16 protein-coding genes and 1 tRNA gene are annotated in these 21,611 nt (G+C 61.2%); 11 read left to right on the plus strand and 6 right to left on the minus strand.

The genetic code is table 11. From position 1 onward, the window contains the following. Positions 1–66 precede the first annotated feature (66 nt). The gene (locus tag BANT918_RS00160; protein WP_101618432.1) at positions 67–1,290 is read right to left on the minus strand and encodes an ABC transporter substrate-binding protein; all 1,224 of its coding nucleotides are present in this window, start codon (positions 1,288–1,290) and stop codon (positions 67–69) included. 391 nt (positions 1,291–1,681) lie between these two features. On the opposite strand from BANT918_RS00160, the gene BANT918_RS00165 reads away from it, so the two are divergent. Both BANT918_RS00165 and BANT918_RS00170 read left to right on the plus strand, forming a co-directional pair. Further along, on the plus strand, positions 1,682–2,425 hold the full coding sequence (locus BANT918_RS00165; protein ID WP_101618433.1) for an SDR family oxidoreductase: 744 nt from the start codon (positions 1,682–1,684) through the stop codon (positions 2,423–2,425). 75 nt (positions 2,426–2,500) lie between these two features. Further along, complete coding sequence (locus BANT918_RS00170) at positions 2,501–3,700, plus strand: acetyl-CoA C-acyltransferase (protein WP_101618434.1); 1,200 nt, start codon at positions 2,501–2,503, stop codon at positions 3,698–3,700. 58 nt (positions 3,701–3,758) lie between these two features. Here the strand turns inward: BANT918_RS00170 and BANT918_RS00175 are convergent, their stop codons facing one another. Next, positions 3,759–6,326, minus strand: a complete 2,568-nt coding sequence (locus BANT918_RS00175; RefSeq protein ID WP_233429188.1) for an HNH endonuclease signature motif containing protein — start codon at positions 6,324–6,326, stop codon at positions 3,759–3,761. 274 nt (positions 6,327–6,600) lie between these two features. On the opposite strand from BANT918_RS00175, the gene BANT918_RS00180 reads away from it, so the two are divergent. The 4 genes from BANT918_RS00180 (at position 6,601) to BANT918_RS00195 (ending at position 10,801) form a co-directional block, all read left to right on the plus strand. Further along, the gene (locus tag BANT918_RS00180) at positions 6,601–7,917 is read left to right on the plus strand and encodes an MATE family efflux transporter (protein ID WP_101618435.1); all 1,317 of its coding nucleotides are present in this window, start codon (positions 6,601–6,603) and stop codon (positions 7,915–7,917) included. After that, entirely contained in the window at positions 7,914–8,678 is a 765-nt protein-coding gene (locus BANT918_RS00185) for a GNAT family N-acetyltransferase (RefSeq protein WP_167389345.1), read from the plus strand. Before BANT918_RS00180 ends, BANT918_RS00185 begins: the two co-directional genes overlap by 4 nt. 245 nt (positions 8,679–8,923) lie before the next feature. Next, positions 8,924–10,138, plus strand: coding sequence for a metal-dependent hydrolase family protein (locus BANT918_RS00190; RefSeq protein ID WP_101618437.1), 1,215 nt, complete (start codon positions 8,924–8,926; stop codon positions 10,136–10,138). A 162-nt stretch (positions 10,139–10,300) separates the two neighbouring features. Continuing rightward, the gene (locus tag BANT918_RS00195; protein ID WP_101618438.1) at positions 10,301–10,801 is read left to right on the plus strand and encodes a DedA family protein; all 501 of its coding nucleotides are present in this window, start codon (positions 10,301–10,303) and stop codon (positions 10,799–10,801) included. Positions 10,802–10,861: 60 nt separating this feature from the next. Here the strand turns inward: BANT918_RS00195 and BANT918_RS00200 are convergent, their stop codons facing one another. Further along, on the minus strand, positions 10,862–12,262 hold the full coding sequence (locus BANT918_RS00200; protein WP_167389356.1) for a sugar porter family MFS transporter: 1,401 nt from the start codon (positions 12,260–12,262) through the stop codon (positions 10,862–10,864). Between the two features lie 285 nt (positions 12,263–12,547). On the opposite strand from BANT918_RS00200, the gene BANT918_RS00205 reads away from it, so the two are divergent. Further along, positions 12,548–13,978 carry a sodium:proton antiporter gene (locus BANT918_RS00205; protein WP_101618439.1) on the plus strand — a complete coding sequence of 477 codons (1,431 nt, stop codon included), beginning with the start codon at positions 12,548–12,550 and terminating at the stop codon, positions 13,976–13,978. Between the two features lie 630 nt (positions 13,979–14,608). Here the strand turns inward: BANT918_RS00205 and BANT918_RS00215 are convergent. Further along, positions 14,609–14,682, minus strand: a tRNA-Pro gene (locus BANT918_RS00215). A 232-nt stretch (positions 14,683–14,914) separates the two neighbouring features. On the opposite strand from BANT918_RS00215, the gene gcvH reads away from it, so the two are divergent. From gcvH to BANT918_RS00235, 4 genes are read left to right on the plus strand one after another with little or no spacing between them, the layout of a single operon-like run. Continuing rightward, positions 14,915–15,319 (plus strand): glycine cleavage system protein GcvH, encoded by a 405-nt coding sequence (gene gcvH / locus BANT918_RS00220; protein ID WP_101618441.1) that lies wholly within the window; start codon positions 14,915–14,917, stop codon positions 15,317–15,319. Continuing rightward, positions 15,319–16,242, plus strand: coding sequence for an FHA domain-containing protein (locus BANT918_RS17970; protein WP_180957250.1), 924 nt, complete (start codon positions 15,319–15,321; stop codon positions 16,240–16,242). Before gcvH ends, BANT918_RS17970 begins: the two co-directional genes overlap by 1 nt. A gap of 10 nt (positions 16,243–16,252) precedes the next feature. Then, positions 16,253–16,738 carry a bifunctional nuclease family protein gene (locus BANT918_RS00230; RefSeq protein ID WP_101618442.1) on the plus strand — a complete coding sequence of 162 codons (486 nt, stop codon included), beginning with the start codon at positions 16,253–16,255 and terminating at the stop codon, positions 16,736–16,738. Between the two features lie 10 nt (positions 16,739–16,748). Next, a complete protein-coding gene (locus tag BANT918_RS00235; protein WP_101618443.1) occupies positions 16,749–18,143 on the plus strand; it encodes a class II 3-deoxy-7-phosphoheptulonate synthase in 1,395 nt (464 codons plus the stop codon). A gap of 142 nt (positions 18,144–18,285) precedes the next feature. Here the strand turns inward: BANT918_RS00235 and BANT918_RS00240 are convergent, their stop codons facing one another. Both BANT918_RS00240 and BANT918_RS00245 read right to left on the minus strand, forming a co-directional pair. After that, entirely contained in the window at positions 18,286–20,352 is a 2,067-nt protein-coding gene (locus BANT918_RS00240) for a protein kinase domain-containing protein (protein WP_101618444.1), read from the minus strand. Then, positions 20,349–21,500 carry a lytic transglycosylase gene (locus BANT918_RS00245; RefSeq protein WP_101618445.1) on the minus strand — a complete coding sequence of 384 codons (1,152 nt, stop codon included), beginning with the start codon at positions 21,498–21,500 and terminating at the stop codon, positions 20,349–20,351. Before BANT918_RS00245 ends, BANT918_RS00240 begins: the two co-directional genes overlap by 4 nt. Positions 21,501–21,611: the final 111 nt, after the last annotated feature.

Raw genomic sequence — 21,611 nt, forward strand, 5'->3', positions numbered from 1 at the left:
CGTCAGACGGCGCGACAGCGGGGTATGAAGCTCATACCCCGCTGTGGGAAGCGCCGACGATGGTGACTATTTGGCGTCGGATACCTGTTCGATGGGTACCTTCGTGTACTTCTCGTCCTTGTCCAAGTAGGTGGCCTCCAAATCAGGATTCATCAGGTGTCCCTGATCTGTGATTTCGGTCGGGAAGCCGTTGACCTTGTACTTGTCGTCGACCTTGCTCAGTGCGTCGGGCACGGCAGCACGGATCTTCTCGGGATCACTGGTAGTCCCCGCGACTTCCATTGCCTTGGCGATGATGGCGATACCCTGATAATTCAGCGCAGTCTCGCTGGTCGCCACCTTCTTATCGCCGGCAACTTCCGCGAAACTCTTCATGAAGTCCTTGTTGCCGGGGTCGTCGTATTCCTTGACAGGAAGAACGCCGACGGAGTTCGTCAGGTTCTTGATCTTGGTCACGGTTGCCATCTCGTCGAGTTTTGCCTGGTCCATCACGAGGAAGCTGCCCTCGAAGCCCTGCTTCTTCGCCTCTTCCATGATCAGCGCGGTCGGCTGGGAAGGGCCACCGACGAAAATGCTGTCCGGCTTCTCAGACAGGGCCTTCGAGACTGGCCCAGCGAAGTCCGACACAGTGGCGTAGTCAACGCTGTTGTCTGCGCCGATTTTGCCGTCAGCCTTCTTCCACTCGTCCGTGATCGCCTTCGTCCACTGCTGACCGTACTCACTCTGCGTGCCGAGCAGCGCGAGCTTCTTGCCCCCGTGCTTCATTCCCTGTTCAGTGAACGGCTTGGCATAGGACTCGAAGTTCGGCGGAATCATCATCGTCAGCGGGTTATCGGACTGTACGATCGCAGGATCCGAGGTGTACGCGGAGATCATGAATTTGGACCGACCGTCGTTGATCTGCTGGATCGCTTTGATCGCGCCGGCGTTGGGGGAGACGACAACGGGTGCTTTGTCCTGGTCAGCCAGTCGCTGGGCATTGCTGGCTGCGGTGGACGGCGCGTACTTGTCATCGAGGGACTTGAGCTCGATGGTGACCTTCTTCCCGTCGACCTCGAGTCCATCCTCGTTGAGATCATCGACTGCCATCTGGAGGCCCGTCTGGACATTCTCCCCGTAGGACGCGCCACCGCCGCTCAGGGGGCCGGTATAGCCGATGACGACCGAGCCGTCGCCGCCGGAGTCACCGCTTTCACCACCTCCACCGCAGGCGCCGAGAGCCAGTGCGAATGTGCTGATGACGGCAGTGGCAAGCACAGGACGGCTCGCCCTTCGGGGGATTGAGGTCATCTTTTCTCCTTTGAAAAGTGAAGCTGAGCAGCAGCGTTGCTCAAGGTTGTCGGGATGCCTGAGCAGAACCCCGAAGCCAATCTGAACGAATATTCGATTGAGGCTTAGAGAGGAACTTATCCATCATCAAATGTGATGTCAATCTCAGTGTCGATATCTCTGGCAATTCTCTTTCCCGTCGTCGATGTTTGGTCTGGACTTAGTCTCCGTTCGGTCTGGTGTACCCCGTGTGGCGGCATCTGGCGAAGTCGGCCGGGATTCAAGATCCCAATTTCTGAGCAAACAATCGTTCAGTTACTTTTGTGGTCTATGGTGGAAGCTGCGGGAGGTGAGATCCAGGTCACTCTCGTCGCAGCCCAATCACGAACCATCACCTCGGAGGAAAATCGTCATGACTCGGACAGCAATCGTCACTGGTGGCGGCCGCGGCATCGGAGCCGCCATCGCCCAGCGCCTGGCATCGGACGGAATGAACGTCGCGATCCTCGACATGGGCCCCACCGAAGACTCGGTCAGGGCTGTCGAATCTGCAGGTATGAAAGGGCTGGGGGTCGAGACTGATGTCTCTGACGAGGCTTCTGTCGAATCCGCCGTGAAGACTGTCGCAGAGACTCTCGGTGCTCCGACTGTCCTTGTCAACAACGCCGGCATTCTCCGGGACAATCTGCTGTTCAAGATGACCCATGAGGAATTCCAGAAGGTCCTCTCTGTTCACCTCGGCGGAGCATTCCTGATGACAAAGGCCGTTCAGTCATACATGGTCGAAGCGAAATTCGGCCGCATCGTGTCGATGTCGTCGACATCCGCACAGGGCAACCGTGGTCAGACGAACTACTCTGCGGCCAAGGCAGGGATCCAGGGAATGACGAAGACGTGGTCGATCGAGCTCGGCAAGTTCGGTGTCACGGCCAATGCGATTGCACCCGGTCTCATCGAAACCGACATGACCAAAGCCACCGCTGAGCGGATGGGTGTGAATTATGAGGACTTCATCGCAGCGGGAGTCGGACAGATTCCCGTGGCGCGTACGGGAAAACCCGAAGACATTGCGCACACAGCCTCATTCCTCGCCTCCGAAGGGGCCGGCTTCGTCTCCGGGCAGGTCATCTACGTGGCCGGCGGACCGAAGGACTGACCAGCAGCGAATTCTGGTTCCACCATCATCGCGGCGAACTCAGGTCCGGCGCATCTCACTGAAGAAAGGCACGTCATGCGCGAAGCAGTCATCGTCTCCACCGCCAGAACTCCGATCGGAAAGGCGTATAAAGGCGCGTTCAACAACACCCAGGCCCAGGAGCTGGCGGGCCATGCCATTTCCCACGCGGTCTCACGGGCTGGTCTGGAAGGCGGCGAGGTCGACGACGTCGTCCTCGGTGCAGCTCTCCAGCAGGGCAGTCAGTCCACCAATATCGCCCGCCAGGCGGCACTCCGAGCGGGACTTCCCACAACCGTTCCCGGCATGACGATCGATCGTCAGTGCTCCTCAGGACTGATGGGAATCGCGACCGCAGCGAAGCAGATCCTCTTCGACGGTCAGGAGATTGCAGTCGGCGGCGGCGTCGAGTCGGTGTCGCTGGTGCAGAACGACAAGATGAACATGTACCGGGCGCAGGACCCGTGGCTGGTCGAACATGTTCCCGGAATCTACTACCCGATGCTCGCCACCGCCGAGGTGGTTGCCGAGCGGTATGGCATCAGTCGTGAAGCGCAGGACGAATACTCGCTGTCCTCGCAGCAGAGGACCGCGGCTGCTCAGGAAGCCGGCCGGTTCAACGATGAGATCGTGGCCTTGCCGACGACGAAGATCGTCGTCGACAAGGAGACGAAGGAATCGTCGACCCAGCAGGTGACTCTTGACCGCGACGAGGGGAACCGCCCATCGACGACTGTGGAGAGTTTGGCGGGTTTGAACCCTGTGCTCAAGCCCGGCGATGCATCAAAGGTTCCGAGCATCACCGCGGGCAACGCCTCACAACTGTCTGACGGTGCTTCTGCGTCGGTGCTGATGTCGGGTGATGAGGCGAGTCGGCGCGGTCTGGAACCGCTGGGCATCTATCGGGGAATGGCCGTGGCCGGCTGTGATCCTGACGAAATGGGGATCGGGCCCGTCTTTGCGATTCCGAAGCTGCTCAAGGCGCAGGGACTCTCGATCGATGACATCGGGCTGTGGGAGCTCAACGAAGCATTCGCCGTGCAGGCTCTCTACTGCCGTGAGCGTTTGGGGATTGATCCTGAGAAGTACAACGTCGACGGTGGAGGTATTTCGGTCGGTCACCCTTATGGAATGACCGGTGCTCGTCTTGTCGGCCATGCCCTCATCGAGGGGCGTCGCCGCGGAGTCAAGTATGTCGTCGTCACTATGTGTATTGGCGGCGGGCAGGGCGCCGCAGGACTCTTCGAGATCTGCTGAGCCAGTATCGCTGGCTGAAACTTCTGAGGCTGTTGTCACAACAGAGTCGGCTGCGCCATCAGAAGGGTGGCTGTTCACCCGAGTCCCAGAACCACAGTTTCGCGTTCTGCTCGGGTTGGCGAGAGAAGGGGTCGACGTATTCGACCCATCCGGGGCACTGATTGCCTCCGGCGGGATCAGTCGTCGACTGTGCAGTTTCTGACTGTACGGTCGACGGTTTTTCTTCTGCCTTCGCCTGTTTCCTCTGTCGTTCCTTCTTACTCAGGACCGCCTCCGTGCCAGAAGGGACAGCCTCCGTGCCAGAAGGGGCAGCTCCCGCCGGGGACGGTGCAGTCGGGGGCACAACCGTCGGTGGTGCAGTCGGCGGTTCAGTCGGTGGGGGAGCTGTCGGTTGGGGAGCAGTCGGTTGGGGCGGTGGTGTAGCGAAATACTTGAGGAAGAGTTTGGCGTGCTCGACGTTGATCGGGTTGTCGGGTGGCATGACCTCGGTGGTGATTCCGTGTTTGAAGGTGTATTCGAGTCGCCCGGGTTCGGTCATTCTGACTGAGAACTTCCGGTCTGTCTTCGCCTGGTGATGTTGCTTGCAGAGATGATGAAGGTTTCCGAATCGAGTGGCCCCGCCGCTTTCTGGGCTGTCGTGGTCGAAGGGAATGATGTGATCGACCTCGGTAGCCTCGGCACGACGGATGCATCCGGGCATGGTGCAGTTCATCCACTGCGCAGCGAGGGGCTGGCGAATGCTGTTGGGGATCGTATAGCTGGTGGCCTTCGCATCGAGGGGCGTGCCGGTCGCAGGGTCCGTGAGGATTCTTGTCCAGGTCGATGCATATCCGGCAAGCCTGCGCGCCATGTCGGCTGGAAGAGGGGAACCGTCCGGAAGCATTCCGGCCAAATCGCATACATCTGCGTCGGCCCACTGCTTGTCAGCCGTGTTTGCTGATGATGCCGTTGTCCACGCCGCCGCCTCCGCCTTTCCGTTTGTCCCTGTTTCTTCTTCAGCCTCTGCCGTTGGGCCTTCTGAGTGCGTTTCTGTCTCGGGTGCCCGGACAGCTGCTGTGCTCGCATCGTCACCTGAGGTGCGGAGGAATTGGCTGAGCAGCGTGAACATAGGGACGGTGATCGTCGTCCGAGCCTGATGGGAGAGCCAATATTCATGGGTGGGCATGTCGAGGAGGACCTCGTAGCTGACTGCGCACGATGACCCGTCATCCGGGGGCGAAGAACCAGTGCCGAATGGTGCATGGGGGTCCGACCCCGGCGGTCGGGAGGCTGTACCGGGAGCTGGTCGGCTGTTCTTCAGCGCTTCGAAGAACCGTGGGTCGCGCAACCAGTAGTCGGGCGCAGCCTGCCCCTGCCCTTCTGCGTCGGCCGCTGCTGAAGCCTCGTCGCCCATTTGGCCGAAGGTTCGTTCGATGTAATCGAGCAGAGATTCCTCGGGAGACATGGGGACACCGTCAGGTCCCGCGAACAGACCATCGATTGGGAAGTCGGTGCTCGACGTGTCGCCCGTTGTGGTGTTGTTGCTGGTGATCCGAAGTTTCAGCTGTGGTCGGGTGCGAGTGAATATGTCGAGCATGAGCGCATCGATGCCGCGATCGTCGTCGAATGACTCCCCGGGCATGAGCTGGTCGCCGAATGCAGCAGTGTTTCCCTTGTAGACGGCTCGAGCGAATGCTTCGACCCTTCTATAGCAGGCGTGGAGTTCTGGGGCCGGACCGGTGAGGGTGAGGTAAGCGGTCCCGTCGTCACCCGTGCTGATGTCGACCCGGCGGCGGACTGCGACCTTCTCAAGCGTCTCCTCTGCTGGTTGGGTCGCTGCGATCTTCAGCGTCAGAGAGCGTTTGAACGTTTCGATTGTGATGTCTGCACGCCTGTCGGCCAAATAGTCATCAATGCTCGGTAGGTATCTGAACGCGACGTCCCTGCAGCGACGGGTCACGAATGCCACATGTTCAATGGTGAAGTCGCCGTCGCTGCACCGCTGGTGGAACTTCGGAAGCCCGTGTACCAGTGTCATCGCAGAGGTGATGTGCTTATAGGCTCCAGACGTGGTGGCACCGAGAAGCGCCGAGTACTCGCTGATGTCTTCAGCCCAAGCGTATTGATGTGTCCAACCGTTGAACGTCGACGTGGGGCTGAATGCAGGGAAGTCCGGCAGCTGCTCGGGGTGTTCTCGAGCCTCCCGCTGTTCACGGCGCATCCTTCGCCCCGCTCCGCGGTCCTTCTTGCGGCTCGAGGTGGGAGTGTGCCCGCCTATGGGCGCAGCAGTCTCGTGATCGGCGTTCTCACCGTAACCAGCGCTGTCGCTGGTACTCGTGGCCGAAGTGCCGTTGCGTCGTTTGCGGCCGCTGCGTCGGCGCACGGTCTCCGCAAGTGGTGCGAAGTCGTATGGAATCGTCAGGTCAGGTCCGGCAAGGCCGAGGTAATGCGCAACCTCTCGGACGAAGATGCCGCTGGTTGCGTCCAGAGCCGCAAACTGTGCCTGGTCGCTGCACGCGTAGACAGCTGACAGATCGTTGAATGGCGAATCTTCGTCGATATCGAGGCAACGGCCGCTGAAGGCTGACGAGCGCGAGCCGTCCGAGCGCACACGGTAGTGCGAACTGTCGTCGTTCATGTGCTTCATCGCGTTGCCTCCTCTCCACCGCTTCGTGGAGTCTGTTTGATGGCGCGAGCAACTATTCAAAGTATAACTAAGAATAGAACTGAAGGCTATAGATATTCGAATAACAGAGGGAAATCGATGATTTTATAATAGATCAGAGGAATATTTTGATCATCAGGACACAGGATGGAAGTCCATGTAGCCTCTAGCATGATCAAATATCGTCTTTGTTGTCATATGATCTCATCCGCCACTGACATGAGGAGGAGAGCCAGCGATTCGTTAGACTCGATCCGTGGCAGCGATCGACAAAGACATTCTCCGTTTGGCACTTCCGGCCCTCGGAGCGCTGATTGCCGAACCCATATTCCTACTCTCCGACACGGCCATGGTCGGCCATCTTGGTGCTGGTGCTCTGGGATCGTTGGCGATCGCGTCGACAATTCTGCAGACCGTCCTCGGACTGATGATCTTCCTCGCCTACGCCACCACGCCAAGGGTCGCCAGGCGCATGGGTGCGGGAGACCGCCCCGGCGCCATTAACGCGGGCTTCGACGGGATCTGGCTCGCTCTGTGCACCTCGGTCGTGCTGCTGGCCATCGGACTGCCTCTGCTCAAGCAGCTGATCGCCGCTTTCGGGCCCGGTGCCGACATCGCTGCGGGTGCGCACTCCTATCTCGCCATTTCCTGGTGGGGCCTGCCCTTCATGCTCGTCGTCATCGCCGCCACCGGGCTCCTGCGCGGGCTTCAGGACACGCGCACACCTCTCTTGGTGGCGGCAATCGGATGCATCGCCAACATCGGACTGAATGCGTTCTTCATCTACGGCCTCGATATGGGGGTCGCAGGCTCGGCTCTGGGGACGGTCATCGCCCAAGCGGGGATGTGCTCCGTCTACGTAGCGATCTCGATCAGGGCGGCACGACGATTCCACGCCACATTCCGGCCAGACTGGGCGGGGGTGCTCTCCTCGGCGAAGACCTCCGGGTGGCTGTTGGTGCGCAATGCCTCCCTGCGCGCGGCTCTGATCATCCTCGTCTTCCTCGCCACGGCTATGGGAACGGCCGAACTCGCCGCGATCCAAGTCGCACAGAGCATCTTCTTCTCCCTCGCGCTCGCCCTCGACTCACTGGCCATTGCCGGTCAGGCCTTGATCGGACTGCAGTTGGGCGCGCGCAAGGTCGAGGCAGTGGCCGCGATCAACCGCAGGCTGTGTCTGTGGGGCATCGTCTTCGGGATCGTCGTCGGTCTCATTCTCCTAGCTGGTGCCGGAATCATCCCCCGCGGCTTCTCTTCGGACCCGGAGGTCGTCGCACTGATGACGAGTCTGCTGCCCGTGCTCGCCCTGAGCATGCCCATCGCCGGCTATGTCTTCGTCCTCGACGGAGTCCTCATGGGCGCCGAGGACGCCAGGTATCTTGCTCTGGCACAATTGGCTGCTGTGAGCGGATATGCGATTCTGCTGATTCCGGTTGTCCTCTATTGGCCCGGTGCTCTGGGGCTATGGGCCGCGTTCTGCATCGGCTTCGTCGGTCTCCGGGCCCTGACATTGGGATGGCGCGTGCGCAACCGCAGATGGATCGCTCGTGCGGTCGAGAAAGGAACCTCATGAACGAACGTCAGAACCAGGATTCCGCCGAGGTGGGTCGACGGGCCGAACTCAGATCACGGATCCGCCCGCTGAGTGACGAGACCCCGGACGAGGTGTTCCTGCCCTTCCTCGAGCTGTGCTTCAACTGGTCGATGGACAAGCCTCGAGTCGAGCTCGACGAGCTCCTCAAGCGCGACGATGCCGCCTTCTACTTCAAGGACTGGGGCCGTAGCGGCGACATCGCAGTGGCAGCACATGCCGTGGAACCCGATGCCGAAGACAGCAGCGATGCGGCGACAGCTGCAAAAGACGCATTCGGCGACAGCTCACGCGTCGAGAAGGCCTCCTCCGCCGAAGATTCGGCCCCGGACATCGTCGGTCTCGCGTGGCTGCGTCTGGCTGCGGTCGATGCCGTGGTCACAAGCTCGAGTCACGACACTGCACCTGGTGACGTCGCTGCGGTAGGCGAGCCCACCACCGCAGGCGAGCCCACCACCGCAGGCGAGAAGCCCACAGCGGAGGGGTCCCAGTTCGCCGGGTATGGCTGGGTGGCGGCAGGCATTCCCGAGCTGTCGTTGGCTGTCCTGCCCGACCATCAGTCTCAGGGCATCGGCGGCATGCTCCTCGACGCAGTGTGCACATTGGCCAGGATGAGCGGGTTTCCCGCCGTCAGCCTCTCGGTCGAGTACGGAAACGGGGCAGCACGCCTCTACCAGGACCGAGGCTTCGCTGCTGTCGGACGCAGTGGGGACTCCGACATCCTCGTCAAGTCGCTCAAATAGCTGAGGGGGCTCGCGCAGCGCTTCTTCGTGCAGCTATGGGCCGATAGCCACGCTGAGATCACGGCGTTCATCAGCTCGGGCACTCGCGTGAAGTCCTCATCTCGGACCGTGAACGGCTTCACTGTCAGGCCAGTGCTTCACTATTCTGGATCAGAGCATGACGAGACGCAGATGACCGTGATAGAGCTGAACCACGGGCATGAAGCACGTCACCCGAATGATTGACAATGATGAGGAGAACGCCAATGGTCACAGTCTTCAAGAATGCCAAGGTCTTCGACGGAACCAGGTTCCTGGCGGGGCTGCGAGATATCGTCGTCGACGGGGGAGTGATCTCCGCGGTCGCCGAGGGCGGACAGGGCTCACACGATGCCGGCGACACCTACATTGACTGTGCGGGCAAGACGATCATTCCCGGCGTCATCGACTGCCACGTGCATCTGATGAGCACGGGGGCCGGCAACACCTCATCGTTCCATGATCCGTTCTCGCTGCAGTTCTACAACTCCGTCGACAATATGGCGAAGACGCTCAAGGGCGGTGTGACCACCGTGCGCGACGCCGGTGGCACAGACCTCGGCGCGAAGGTTGCCGTCGAGACGGGAATCGTCCGTGGGCCTCGTCTGTCGATCGCGGTGAACATCATGTCCCAGACGGGTGGGCATGGTGACTTCCACCTGGTTTCGGGTGCCGAATCACCGTTCCTCGCCCCGCATCCGGGACGGCCCTCGGGTGTTGCCGACGGACTCGAGGGCGTGCAGCGCAAGACCCGTGAACTGCTGCGAGCCGGAGCCGATCACATCAAGATCTGCTCGACAGGTGGAGTGCTCTCGCCGCGTGACGATCCCCGGCACTCTCAGTTCACCGAGGCGGAGATCGCCGTCATCGTCGCCGAGGCGGCCGCCCAAGGCGCGCACGTCATGTCCCATGCGCAGGGCGCACCAGGAATCAAGAACGCGGTCCGAGCAGGAGTGCGTTCGATCGAGCACGGCATCTACCTCGACGACGAAGCCATCGACCTGATGCTCGACAACAACACCTTCCTGGTCCCGACCTTGCAGGCGCCGCAGGCAGTGATCAAGGCCGCCGAGGCAGGTTCGGCTCTGCCCCAGGCCGTGGTCGACAAGGCATACTCGGTGGTCGAGGCGCACTATGCGTCGATCTCGAAGGCCCATGAAGCGGGGGTCCGAATCGCTATGGGCACCGATGCTGGTGTCGGCCCCCACGGTGAGAACCTTGAAGAGATCAGCCTCCTCGCCGGGGTCGGCCTCTCCACCACCGAAGCGCTGGCGGCCGGAACGTCCGTCGCGGCCGAACTGCTGGGCCACGATAACGTCGGCCGGATCGATGAGGGGGCGCTCGCCGACCTCGTGGTCATCGACGGTGACCTCAGCACCGAAGACGTCAGAGGGATCGAGTCCCGAGTAAGTTCAGTGCACCTGGGCGGCGAACTCGTCTGAAGCGACTGACCGGACGCCTGTGCATGAGAACGTGAGAATACGCCAGGTGAGGGCAGACTAACCTCACCTGGCGTACAATCGTGGCGTGAGCAATCGAAACCTTCCGTGCAGTGCCAGTGCCAACAGCAGAGGCATAGCCAGAGGCAGGGGCGATGATTCGCGATGAACCCCTTGAACTGGTCGTTTCCCATTGCCGTCACGTGGCTCATTCTGTTCGGCATCATTCTGGCCCGCGCGGGCGGAACCTTCCTCCTGGGGCGATTGGCGCGCAGGGGCATTCGAAGGATCGAACGCATCAACACGATCATGTCCGGCCCGAAGTACTGGAAGGCTGAGGCGATGATCGAGCGTTTCGGCGCACCAGTGATCGCCGTGAGCTTCCTCATGATCGGGGTGCAGACCGTGCTCAACCTGGCTGCTGGAACCAGCGGCATGAGCTACCGTCGCTATCTTCCGGCTCTATTTGTCGGCGGGTCGCTGTGGGCCCTGATCTATTCGACGGTCGGACTCATCGGTTTCAAGGCCCTGACAACCGCCTACCAAGCCGAGCCTGGGCTGACGATCGGACTGGGCGCCTGTTTCGTCTTTGCCATCGCCGGGCTGTTCATCGGGTTGAAGAAGAAGGACGAGCGGACCGAGCCCGCCGCCCACGGCACGGCGTGACCTGTCCTGTTATGGACAACCTCGGCGTGATCGACTGCGCCCGGGACAACCTCGGCGGAGTCAGTCGCGTGGACGCGCGGTGAGATCTTCCGTCATGTCCTCCAGCTCGATTCCCTTCGTCTCGGGCACCTTCCACCAGACGAAGAAGAACGAGAGTATCGCGAAGAAGGCGTAGAAGCCGTAGGCGAAGGTCAGGCTGATATCGGAGAAGATCGGGAACGTCGTCGAGATGGCGAAGTTCGCGATCCACTGGGCCGCAGCAGCCACAGCCAGGGCACCGGCACGGATCCGGTTGGGGAACATCTCGCCCAGCAGCACCCACACCAGAGGGCCCCATGTGGTGCCGAACCCGACGACGAACACATTCGCTGAGATCAGCGCGATGATCGACCACGGCGCATCCAACTGGGCGCTGGTGGTGCCATCGGAAGCGGTGGCGAGTTCCGCGAACGAGAATGACACCGCCATCATCGCCAGTGAGATTCCCATCAGGAATGAACCGGCCAGCAGCATCTTCCGACGCCCGACCTTGTCGACGAGAAGAATCGCCACGATTGTCACGACGATGTTCGTCACAGAAGTGATGACCGAAGTGAGAAGAGCACTTGATTCGTCGAATCCGACCGACTTCCACAACGTCGTCGAATAGTAGAAGATGACGTTGATTCCGACGAACTGCTGGAAGACAGACAGCAGGACTCCGATCCAGACGATCGGCTTGAGGCCGAACCGTTTGCCGATGAGGTCTCTGAAGGACTCTTTGTCTTCCCGTCGGATCGAGTCGCCGATCCGTTCGATGAGGGAATCGGTGTCGGTGACCCCGGTGAAGTCACGCAGGACTCGCGTGGCCTCATCCTCTCTGCCGCGGGCCACCAGGAACCGTGGGGATTCCGGAAGGCCGAGTGCCATGAGTCCGTAGACCAGAGCGGGCAGCGTTTCGATCATGAACATCCAGCGCCAGGTCTCGATTCCGAACCACAGCACATCGGCGGCCCCGCCGGACAGTGACGCCAACAGCGCATTCGACAGCAGTGCCGCAAAGATTCCGGTCACGATCGCCAACTGCTGCAGCGACCCGAGGCGACCGCGCACCCGGGCGGGGGACACCTCGGCGATGTAGGCAGGAGCGATGACGGAAGCGGCACCTACGCCGAGTCCGCCGACCATGCGCCAGATGATGAGATCCGTGACGCCGAAGGCCAGGCCCGAACCGATGGCAGAGACGAAGAACAGAGCCGCGGCGACGACCATGACGGGGAGTCTGCCGTAGCGATTGGCCAGAGTGCCGGCGAACCAGGCTCCGAGTGCGCACGCCAGCAGTGCCGAGGAGACTGCGAAGCCCTTCAGGCCAGCACTGAGGGCGAACTCCTCTGCCAAGGCATCGACGGCGCCGTTGATGACAGCCGTGTCGAAGCCGAAGAGGAACCCGCCCAGCGCGGCGGCCAGTGAGATTCCGACGATACGGGAGTTCACCCGTTCTCGACCGTGCAGTCTGCCATCGGGGGATGGGTCGTTCTGAGGCACGTGGGTCTCCTCCTGAGGATGTCCTTGGGCACACGGTGCGAATGTGACGTCGTTGAACGCCACCCCAGGGTATTCCACTGACAAGCTGCTGCGCACGCGACTGTGCGAGAAATGGGCCGGGCCACTGCAGGGATCGGACCGATTGTCAGTAGAGTAGGGCCACGCCGTCGTCGACGAGCTGGGTGGAAATCGTCGTCACCATCATGAGAAAGGGACCGCCGGATGGCTGTTGCCTGGTGGAGTATCCTCCCGTTCGTTCTGCTCTTGGCCTGCATAGCGGTCTTGCCGCTCATTCCGGCCACCGAGAAGATCTGGGACCGTAACCTCGTCAAGCTCACCGTGGCCCTCGTGCTCGGTGTTCCCATCGCCGTGTGGTTCGTTCTCGGCGGAGCCGGTTCCGTTGTCTCCCATGCCTTGGTGGAATACTTCCAGTTCATCGTCCTGGTCGGCAGCCTGTTCGTCGCCTCGGGTGGAATCTTCCTCATCGGCGATATCAAAGCAACGCCGAAGAACAACACGATCTTTTTGGCGATCGGTGCAGCGCTGGCATCGTTCATCGGCACTACCGGGGCGGCGATGCTCCTCATCCGGCCGATCCTCAACACCAACCAGGACCGCAGACACCGGACCCACACCGTCGTCTACACGATCTTCATTGTGGCCAACTGCGGTGGACTCTTGACCCCGCTGGGCGATCCGCCGCTGTTCCTCGGAATGCTGCGCGGGGTCCCCTTCGAATGGACCTTCGGATTGTGGCCCTACTGGCTGTTCGTCAATACACTGCTCCTGATCAGCTTCTATGGACTGGATCGCAAGATGTACGCGAAGGAGCCCGCCGAGGCGCTGGAGACGGATGCGAAGCACGTCACCAAACTCGGGCTGCGCGGGGCGAGTGGACTCGCCTTCCTTGCCGTCATCATCATCGCCGTCGCGTTCATCCCCTCGATCGACATGCATGCGGTCGAATCCGGGCATGCGAGCCTGCCCCAGTACGTTCCCTGGCGTGAGGTCGTGATGCTCACCGCAGCATTCGCATCGTTCCTCTTCGGAGATCATGGTGCCCGCTTCAACCTCAACAAATTCACGTGGACCCCGATTCTGGAAGTCGGGGCACTGTTCATCGGCATCTTCCTCACGATGATGCCCGCACTGGCCTACCTCGGTCAGATCGCGCACCGGATACCGCTCAATGAGATCTCTCTGTTCGTATTCACCGGTGGCCTCTCCTCGGTGCTCGACAATGCTCCGACATATGTGACCTTCTTCGAAATGGCTGCTCAGGTGCCGGGGGAGCCACGGGTTGCCGGGGTGGCAGAGACTCTGTTGATCGCGCTGTCCCTGGGCGCGGTCATGGGCGGGGCGATCACCTACATCGGCAATGGGCCGAATTTCATGGTGAAGGCCGTTGCGGACTCGGCGGACGTGGAGATGCCCAGTTTCGGTGGCTACGTCGGTTGGTCGATGACTCACCTTCTCCCGGTCCTGGCTGCCATGGTGCTGCTGTTCATGGCGGATGGCGGCTGGTGGAAGCTGCTCGGCGTGCTGCTGACTCTGCTTGTGCTCGGCCGAGCCGGACTGAATATGGAAGCAGGCAGACTTGAGGCGGAGAAGAAGACAGGCTCGAACGACCGCACGAACGAGCCTGGCGAATGAGTCTTCGGCTTCTTCGATGCCGTTGTGAATGTGGCACGGAGTGGATGTGGCACAGAACAGCGCGGACACGAGGACCCACCTGGCTCTGATTGCGGTGGTGTCTTTCAGTGTTATCGTGTCAGCCCGCTGGGTGATCGGAGCCGCGGCCCCGCGCAGCAGCTGCCTGGGAACGGTTGCCGAAGATGACGCCGTGGCTGGCGTCAGCGAGCCTTCAGCCGCGGCGCGAACCGGTGTGAAACGTCCGATTCTGTTTGCATCGCTGCCTTTGGTCGTTGTCGCAATCTGCGGAACGGCGGTCGAGGACATCGCACATAAACTGGTCGCGGCGACCCTTGTTCCAGGGGCACTCAGAGCTGCTGCCCATATTCCGGCTGTGTGGAGGGCCGGAGGCGTGACGCTGGTCGGAATCATCGCCAGCTTCGACATATTGTGCTGGGGCCTGAGGGCCTGGCACCGCGGGCCACGGCAGGACGGTGCCAAACAGGGAATCAACGATGTCGACAGACATACGCCGCACGATGACGCGAGACACCAACGTAAAAACCGGAACGATGACGTGAGGCATGAGTGGGTCAGAAATGAGAAATGTGCCGCGACATCGTAGGAACGATGTCGCGACACATCACACGGTCGGGCTAGCGGGATTTGAACCCACGACCTCTTCACCCCCAGTGAAGCGCGCTACCAAGCTGCGCTATAGCCCGTATCCGTGCTGCTTCGGAAAGCAACGAGACCCAGCCTATAACGATCCTCCGCGAAGTGCCAAAACTGCGTTTCGTGACCTTGAAAAAACGGGTATCATCCCAGGTAGTCGCGTGAGAGGTGGGTGCGAGCCTGGGCTGGTCCCGAGGATCAGTGACATTTCTGTTTCGTGATTGTTATGAAACCACCTCAGGCGGCTATGCTTGAAGGACCAACAAGCTAAGAGGAGTCGACATGGCGAACCTGGATTATCCAGTGTCCTTGCGATACTCGCGCGACCATGAATGGGTCGAGACCACGGACAATAGTGCAGTTGTCCGTGTGGGTATCACTGATTTTGCCCAGGAACAGCTGGGTGACGTCGTTTATGTCGATCTTCCTGATGTCGGCGATAAGACCACTGCTGGAGAATCCTGTGGCGAGGTTGAGAGCACGAAGAGCGTGTCCGATCTCATCGCACCCGTGTCCGGTTCGATCACGGAAGTCAACGGGGGGCTCGATGACGCTCCTGAGGCTGTGAATACCTCACCGTTCCAGGACGGCTGGATGTATCTCGTCGAACTCAGTGATCCCGAGCAGGTTGGTGCGCTGTTGGACAGTGAACAGTACCAAGAGTTCATTCAGAGCGAGGAGGCGTAATGTCGCAGAATAACGATCAAGGTCGTCCCAACCCCTCGCAGTCCTGGTACGACAACGGCCAGGTGCCGCAGTCGAAGAAGTTTCCGTTCGGTGCCGGCAATGGTGACGAGGGTACGGGCCCGGAGACACGCCACAACCCGCAGGTTGACCCTGACGGTCAGACCAGCGGCGGCAGCCAAGGCAACGGCCAGGGGAGCTATGCGCCACCACAGCCGCAGGGCGGACCAGTTCCGCAGGAGACACCTCCCCACGGCCAGCAGCCGGTGAACAACGGGCCGCAGGCGCCGCAGTACGGCAGTGCTCCACAGCAGAACAGCGCTCAGCAATCCGGAGAAGGCCAATACTCTGCCCCGCATAACCGGGGGCAAGAGGGCCAGTACGACAACGGTCAGCAGGGCCAGCCGCCTCAGTATCAGCAGGATCAGGGCCAGTACCCGCCTCAGGACAATCAGCCGCAGTACGGCAATCAGAGCCAGGATCCGCACAACGGAAATGGTCAGGGACAGCAGTACCGTAACGACGGGCCGGTCTCCAACGATTCCGGCAGCCAGCAGTTCCAAGGGATTCTGGATCCGCATACCGGCGAGATCCACCCAGTGCCTGATCTTGAAGGTCTGCAGGAGACAGATGCGCTTCTCGTTGTCGTCTCGGGCCCGGACTCGGGTTCGCAGATTCTGCTCGACACGGATGTGGTGACTGTGGGGCGCAGCCCGAACGCTGACATCTTCCTTGACGATGTCACAGTGTCGCGCAAGCATGCTGAATTCATTCGCACCCCGAGTGGATTCACGCTTCGCGACACTGGTTCGCTCAACGGAACCTATGTGGGCCGTCAGCTGATCGATTCCATTGAACTGCAGAACGGAGCCGATGTGCAGATCGGCAAGTTCCGGATGATTTTCCAGCAGCGTCCGCGCTCCTGACCGGGGGATAATGTCAAACGTCGAAGTTGAGGTTGTTGGTGTTCGCATCGAGATGCCGGCCAACCAGCCGATCCTTTTGCTCAAAGCAACTGAGCCTGCCTACTATCTGCCCATCTGGGTGGGCGCCATCGAGGCGAATGCGCTCTCGATTGCGCAACGGGGTCTGACCCCGCCGCGACCGATGGCCCACGCGCTGCTGCTCGACACCCTCGAAGCATATGAAGCGTCATTGGCCGATGTCACGATCACCGGCCGCGATGGGCAGGTATTCCTGGCCGAACTTCATACGAACGATGGAAAGTCGATCTCGGCCCGCCCCTCCGACGCGGTGACCCTTGCCCTCACGGCCCAGTGCCCCGTCTACGTCGACTCCGAACTTCTCGAAGAGGCCGGAATCGAAGCACCCGCGGCTGACGAAGAGGAAGTGGCCCAGTTCCGGGACTTCCTCGACAACGTCTCGGCCGAGGACTTCGAAACCGGCACCGAAACATCATGAAAGAACGATTGTGAGCTTCCATATCGATCCGGTATTCGCCAACAGGAACAGTGCTCCAGCTGGCACGAACGATCTCAGCGGTCTTGACGATTGGCGTGAGATGGATCCGCAGCAGCAGCCGACCTATCTTGACGGGTCGGCGCTCGATGATGCTCTGACCAGCCTGCGCAGCTCTCCGCCACTGATCTTCGCGGGCGAGGCCGACGTGCTCAAGCAGCGCATTGCGGCCGCCTCCCGCGGTGAGGCCTTCGTCCTTGCCGGTGGTGACTGCGCCGAGTCCTTCGCCGGGGCTCAGGCCGATAAGATCCGCGCCAGAGTTCAGACTGTGCTGCAGATGGCGGCGGTGCTCACCTACGGTGGTTCGATGCCGGTCGTCAAGATCGGTCGCATGGCGGGCCAGTTCGCCAAGCCCCGTTCCGCCGATATGGAGACGCGGGATGGTGTCACGCTTCCCTCATATCGAGGCGACATCGTCAACGGCTATGAATTCAACGAGGAATCACGCCGTCACGATCCTGCGCGGCTGCTGCAGGGCTACCATGTCTCCGCTTCCACACTCAACCTCATTCGTGCCTTCACCCAGGGCGGTTTCGCAGACCTGCGACTCGTCCACGAGTGGAATCGTGGGTTCCTGACGTCGAACCCCGGCTACCAGCGTTACGAGCAGACTGCGCGCGAAATCGATCGTGCAATCCGTTTCATGGACGCGTGTGGAGCCGACTTCGACGCGTTGAAGACCACTGAGTTCTACGCCGCTCACGAGGCGCTGCTGCTCGAATACGAACGCGCACTGACCCGGATCGATTCGCGCACGGGCCAGGCCTACGATGTGTCCGGACATTTCTTGTGGATCGGCGAACGCACTCGTGACATTGACGGAGCCCACGTGGATTTCCTGTCGAAGGTCCGCAATCCGATCGGCGTCAAACTCGGTCCGACAGCCACGGCCGATGACGCTCTGGCGCTGGCTGAGAAGCTGGACCCTGAGGCCGAGCCTGGCCGACTGACTTTCGTAACTCGCATGGGTGCGGGGAAGATCACCGAGGCGTTGCCGAAGCTGCTTGCCGGAATCGGGGACCGTCTGCCCCACGTCACCTGGGTCTGCGACCCGATGCACGGCAACACCATCACTTCGAACACCGGGTACAAGACCCGCCGGTTCGAAGACGTCATGGCCGAGGTGGAAGGCTTCTTCACCGCGCATCAGGATGCCGGGACCGTTCCGGGCGGCCTGCACATCGAGCTCACCGGTGACGACGTCACAGAGATCATGGGCGGAGCGACCGAGATCGACGACGAGGGCCTGCGCCGTCGCTATGAGACGCTGGTCGATCCACGTCTCAATCACGACCAGTCACTGGAGATGGCATTCCAGGTCGCGGAGTACCTCACTCGTCGCAACTGATGTGAGAATCAGTCGGCAGACCTCGACTCGTCTTCTGCCGACAGCACTGACACCGGTGGCCGTGCGATCAGATCGCACGGCCACCGGTGTCATTCAGCTTCAGGAGAAGACCCGCACCAGGGTCGGACTCTGATCGACCGGATCAGTCGCCCTTCTTCGTGTCCTTGTCCTTTTTGCTGTCCTTGGACTCGTCCTTCTTCTTCTCGTCCTTCTTGTCGTCCTTGGACTCGTCTTTCTTCTCCTTGCCTTTGGAGATGCGGACGATGATGAGGGAGTCATAGGGCTTCGCTTCGGAGCTCTTCGGCCACTGTGAGACGACCTTGCCCTTGGGAACGTCGTCGGAGAATACTTCGTCCTTGCCCACACGGAATCCGCGTTTGGCCAGGGTGGCATATGCTGCGTCGAACGTCAGGCCCTCGACATTGGGCACGGGGGTCGGTTTGACGCCCTTGGACACCACCAGGTCCACCTTGGTGCCCTTGGACAGGTCCTCGCCCGACTTCTTCGATGCCGAGATGACGTCGTCCTTGTCCACGGCGTCGCTGTATTCCTTGTCGACCTTGCCAAGTTTCAGGTCTGCCTTCTTCAGCGCGGCCTCAGCGTCATCGGCGCTGAGGCCCTCGAGCTTGGGAACTGCGAACATCTCTTCGCCCTTGGACACGACAACAGTGACGGTCGAGTCGGGGGCAAGTTCGGCTCCACCGACCGGGTCGGTTCCGATGACGACACCAGCCGGGACGCTGTCGTCGAAGACTTCCTTCGGCTGCGCATCGAGACCGGTGTCCTCAATCTGCGAGGTCACCTTGTCAAGGTCTTTGCCTGCCAGCTGAGCAGGAACGATGGAGGTAGGCGCGGGAAGGTTCGCGATGACCAGCCAGGCCACAAGGGCGAGGACGAGCAACGCGGCGCCGATGGTCGTAGCCAGCCGTCGTCTGCGTCGACGGTTCGGTGCCGCACTCGCCGAGGCTGTCCCTGCAGCGGCCGCGGCTGCGGCCTTGTCATCGGAGTCGTCTTCGCCGTGGCCGGGTCCGTCTTCGGCGCTGTGATCGATGTTCTCCTGGGACGCACCATCGGTAGGATGCCCGGCATCGTCTGCCTGCATAACAGCAGCGGCTCCGCTCGCACCGACGCCTGCGGCCCCAGCCGCAGCGATGGCTCCCACTGCGGCAGATTCCTGGTCGGGATCAGTGTGGGAGCTGTTCGCCTCGGCGTCCTCGCTGTCCTCGTCTTCGTCGTTCTCCAGGTAGGGAATCTCATCGGTGCGCGATCGCTTCTCCTTCGGGGCTTCAGCTCCGAGATCGATGCTTGCTGTCAGTTCGGAGGAGTGCTCACCCGGTATGACATTGGGGTCGCCGAGGTCGAGTTCGCTTTCGCTCATCTCGGATCGAGCCTCGGCGAGGGCATGGCGGAATTCCGCGGCATCGTCGGGACGATCGTCAGGATCTTTGGACGTCGCCCACAGCACCAGTGCGTCGAGGCGGGGGCTGAGGCCGGTGACCTGGTCAGACGGGGGTGGTACGGAATCGTGTACGTGGCGGTAGGCGACCTGGATCGGGACTTCGTCCGTATATGGCTGCATCCCGGTGAGCATCTCGTAGAACATGATGCCGACCGTGTAGAGGTCGGTGCGGATATCCGCTCCCGCACGTGTGACGAGCTCGGGGGCCACATATCCGACGGTGCCGATCAGAGTCTTTGTCGTAGTCGCGGTGGTGACAGCGCGTGCCAAGCCGAAGTCCGCGAGCTTGACCTGTCCGTCGGTGCCGAGGAGGACATTGTCAGGTTTGAGATCTCGATGGATGATTCCCGTGGAATGGACTGCTTCGAGTGCGGCGAGGATCGCATCGAGGACGACGATCGCCTGACGAGGAGTGAAGGTGCCCCGGTGCTTGAGCTCACGGCGCAAGGTCACCGACGGCAGGTACTCCATGACGAGATAGACGGTGTCACCGTCGCGGGCCTGATCATGGATGGCCACAAGATTCGGGTGGGTCAGTCGCCCGGCGTTGATGGCCTCGCGTCGGAATCGTTCGACGAAGGTCTCGTCGCTGATGAGGTGTTCATGCATGACCTTGATCGCGATCTCACGGTCGAGACGCAGATCCGTGCCGCGGTAGACCATGGCCATTCCACCGCGTGCGATCTTCCCATCGATGCGATACCGATCATTGAGAACAGTGCCGATGAGCGGATCCGTGCGGGCACTCATAGCGCCTCCTGCATTCGCTGTCGCTGCATTTGAACGCTGCGGACGAATGCCTTCGTCTCAGGAAGCAGTCCCTCGGATCTCACAGAGCGCAGGTCCTGGTAATAGCCTGCCAGCGCCTCGTTCTCTGATTCTGCAGTTTCGACCAGCCACCCCAAGATCACAGTTCCCGCAACGATGTTATCGGCGATGTCGAGGAGATCGAGGCTGCGTCCGACGATGTCGCTGGCCCATCTGCCCGAGCGAGGGGTGACCTGCATGATGCCGATGGCATTCCCAGCTGAGACCGTGGTGTGCTGGAAACCTGATTCCTGTGCGGCAACAGCCTGCATGAGTGCTGGGTCGGCACCGAGTTCCTCGGCGATTGACGCAACGATGATTCGGGCCTGGGCCGGTGCTGGGTGAGTTCTTTGCAGAAGAGTGAACTTGTTGAGACGGGCGGCTGCAAGCACATTGGGCCGAATGCCCTCGACCTGCGCGCTCGTCGCGACCCGCGGAATGTCGGTCGGAGGTTCTGGAGGCGTGCGATGGCGTCGAGCCGTCGAATCCCTGAGCAGCAGCAGTTCACCCACCTGGAGGAAGGAATCGCCGCCCATCGAATTTGCGCGACGCAGCGCCCCGGGAGACATCTGGTGTCTGGCGGCGATTCCGGGCAGCGTTTCACCCGGCGCGACGAGATGTGACGGGTCGGTATCGGGCAGGTCGTTCTTCTCGGGCAGGGACAGCACCTGACCCTGACGGAGATTCTGACGCGGCGAAATGCGATTGAGCTCAGCCAGAGCAGGCACGGAAACGCCGTGTTTGCTGGCGACTCCGTACAGAGTGTCGCCTTCTTTGGTCTTGTAGGTTCGACCGCCGTGAGTCACCGGAATGGTCTCGCCGTTGGTTCCAGACGTCCATTGCGGTCCCGGCGCAGTCACCGTCGACGGTGGGCGGTCGGTGATTGTGCTGGGGGAGTTCTCATGCTCGTCAGCACGGGGGGAGTCGTCGGCACGGGGAGAGGATGGTGCCTCGGCGAAGTCGATGTCAGCGTTGTCACGATCTGTGGGAATGGGGTCGGTGAGGCCCGGAATGGGTCCGGTGGAATTCACCTTCGAAGCAGCCCGGATGTCAGGAGCGGCGGTAACGGGCACCTGAGGATTCCGTTGCATGCGTCTCATCTGTCACCTGCTGACTTCATATCGGATGGGGAAGTTTCACTCTCCAGACTATCGAGTGCCCGGCTCGCACTCGAGCATTCGACTCCGCATGGCGGGGTGTTT

The sequence above is a fragment of the Brevibacterium antiquum CNRZ 918 genome, assembly GCF_900169145.1.
Lineage (GTDB): Bacteria > Actinomycetota > Actinomycetes > Actinomycetales > Brevibacteriaceae > Brevibacterium > Brevibacterium koreense.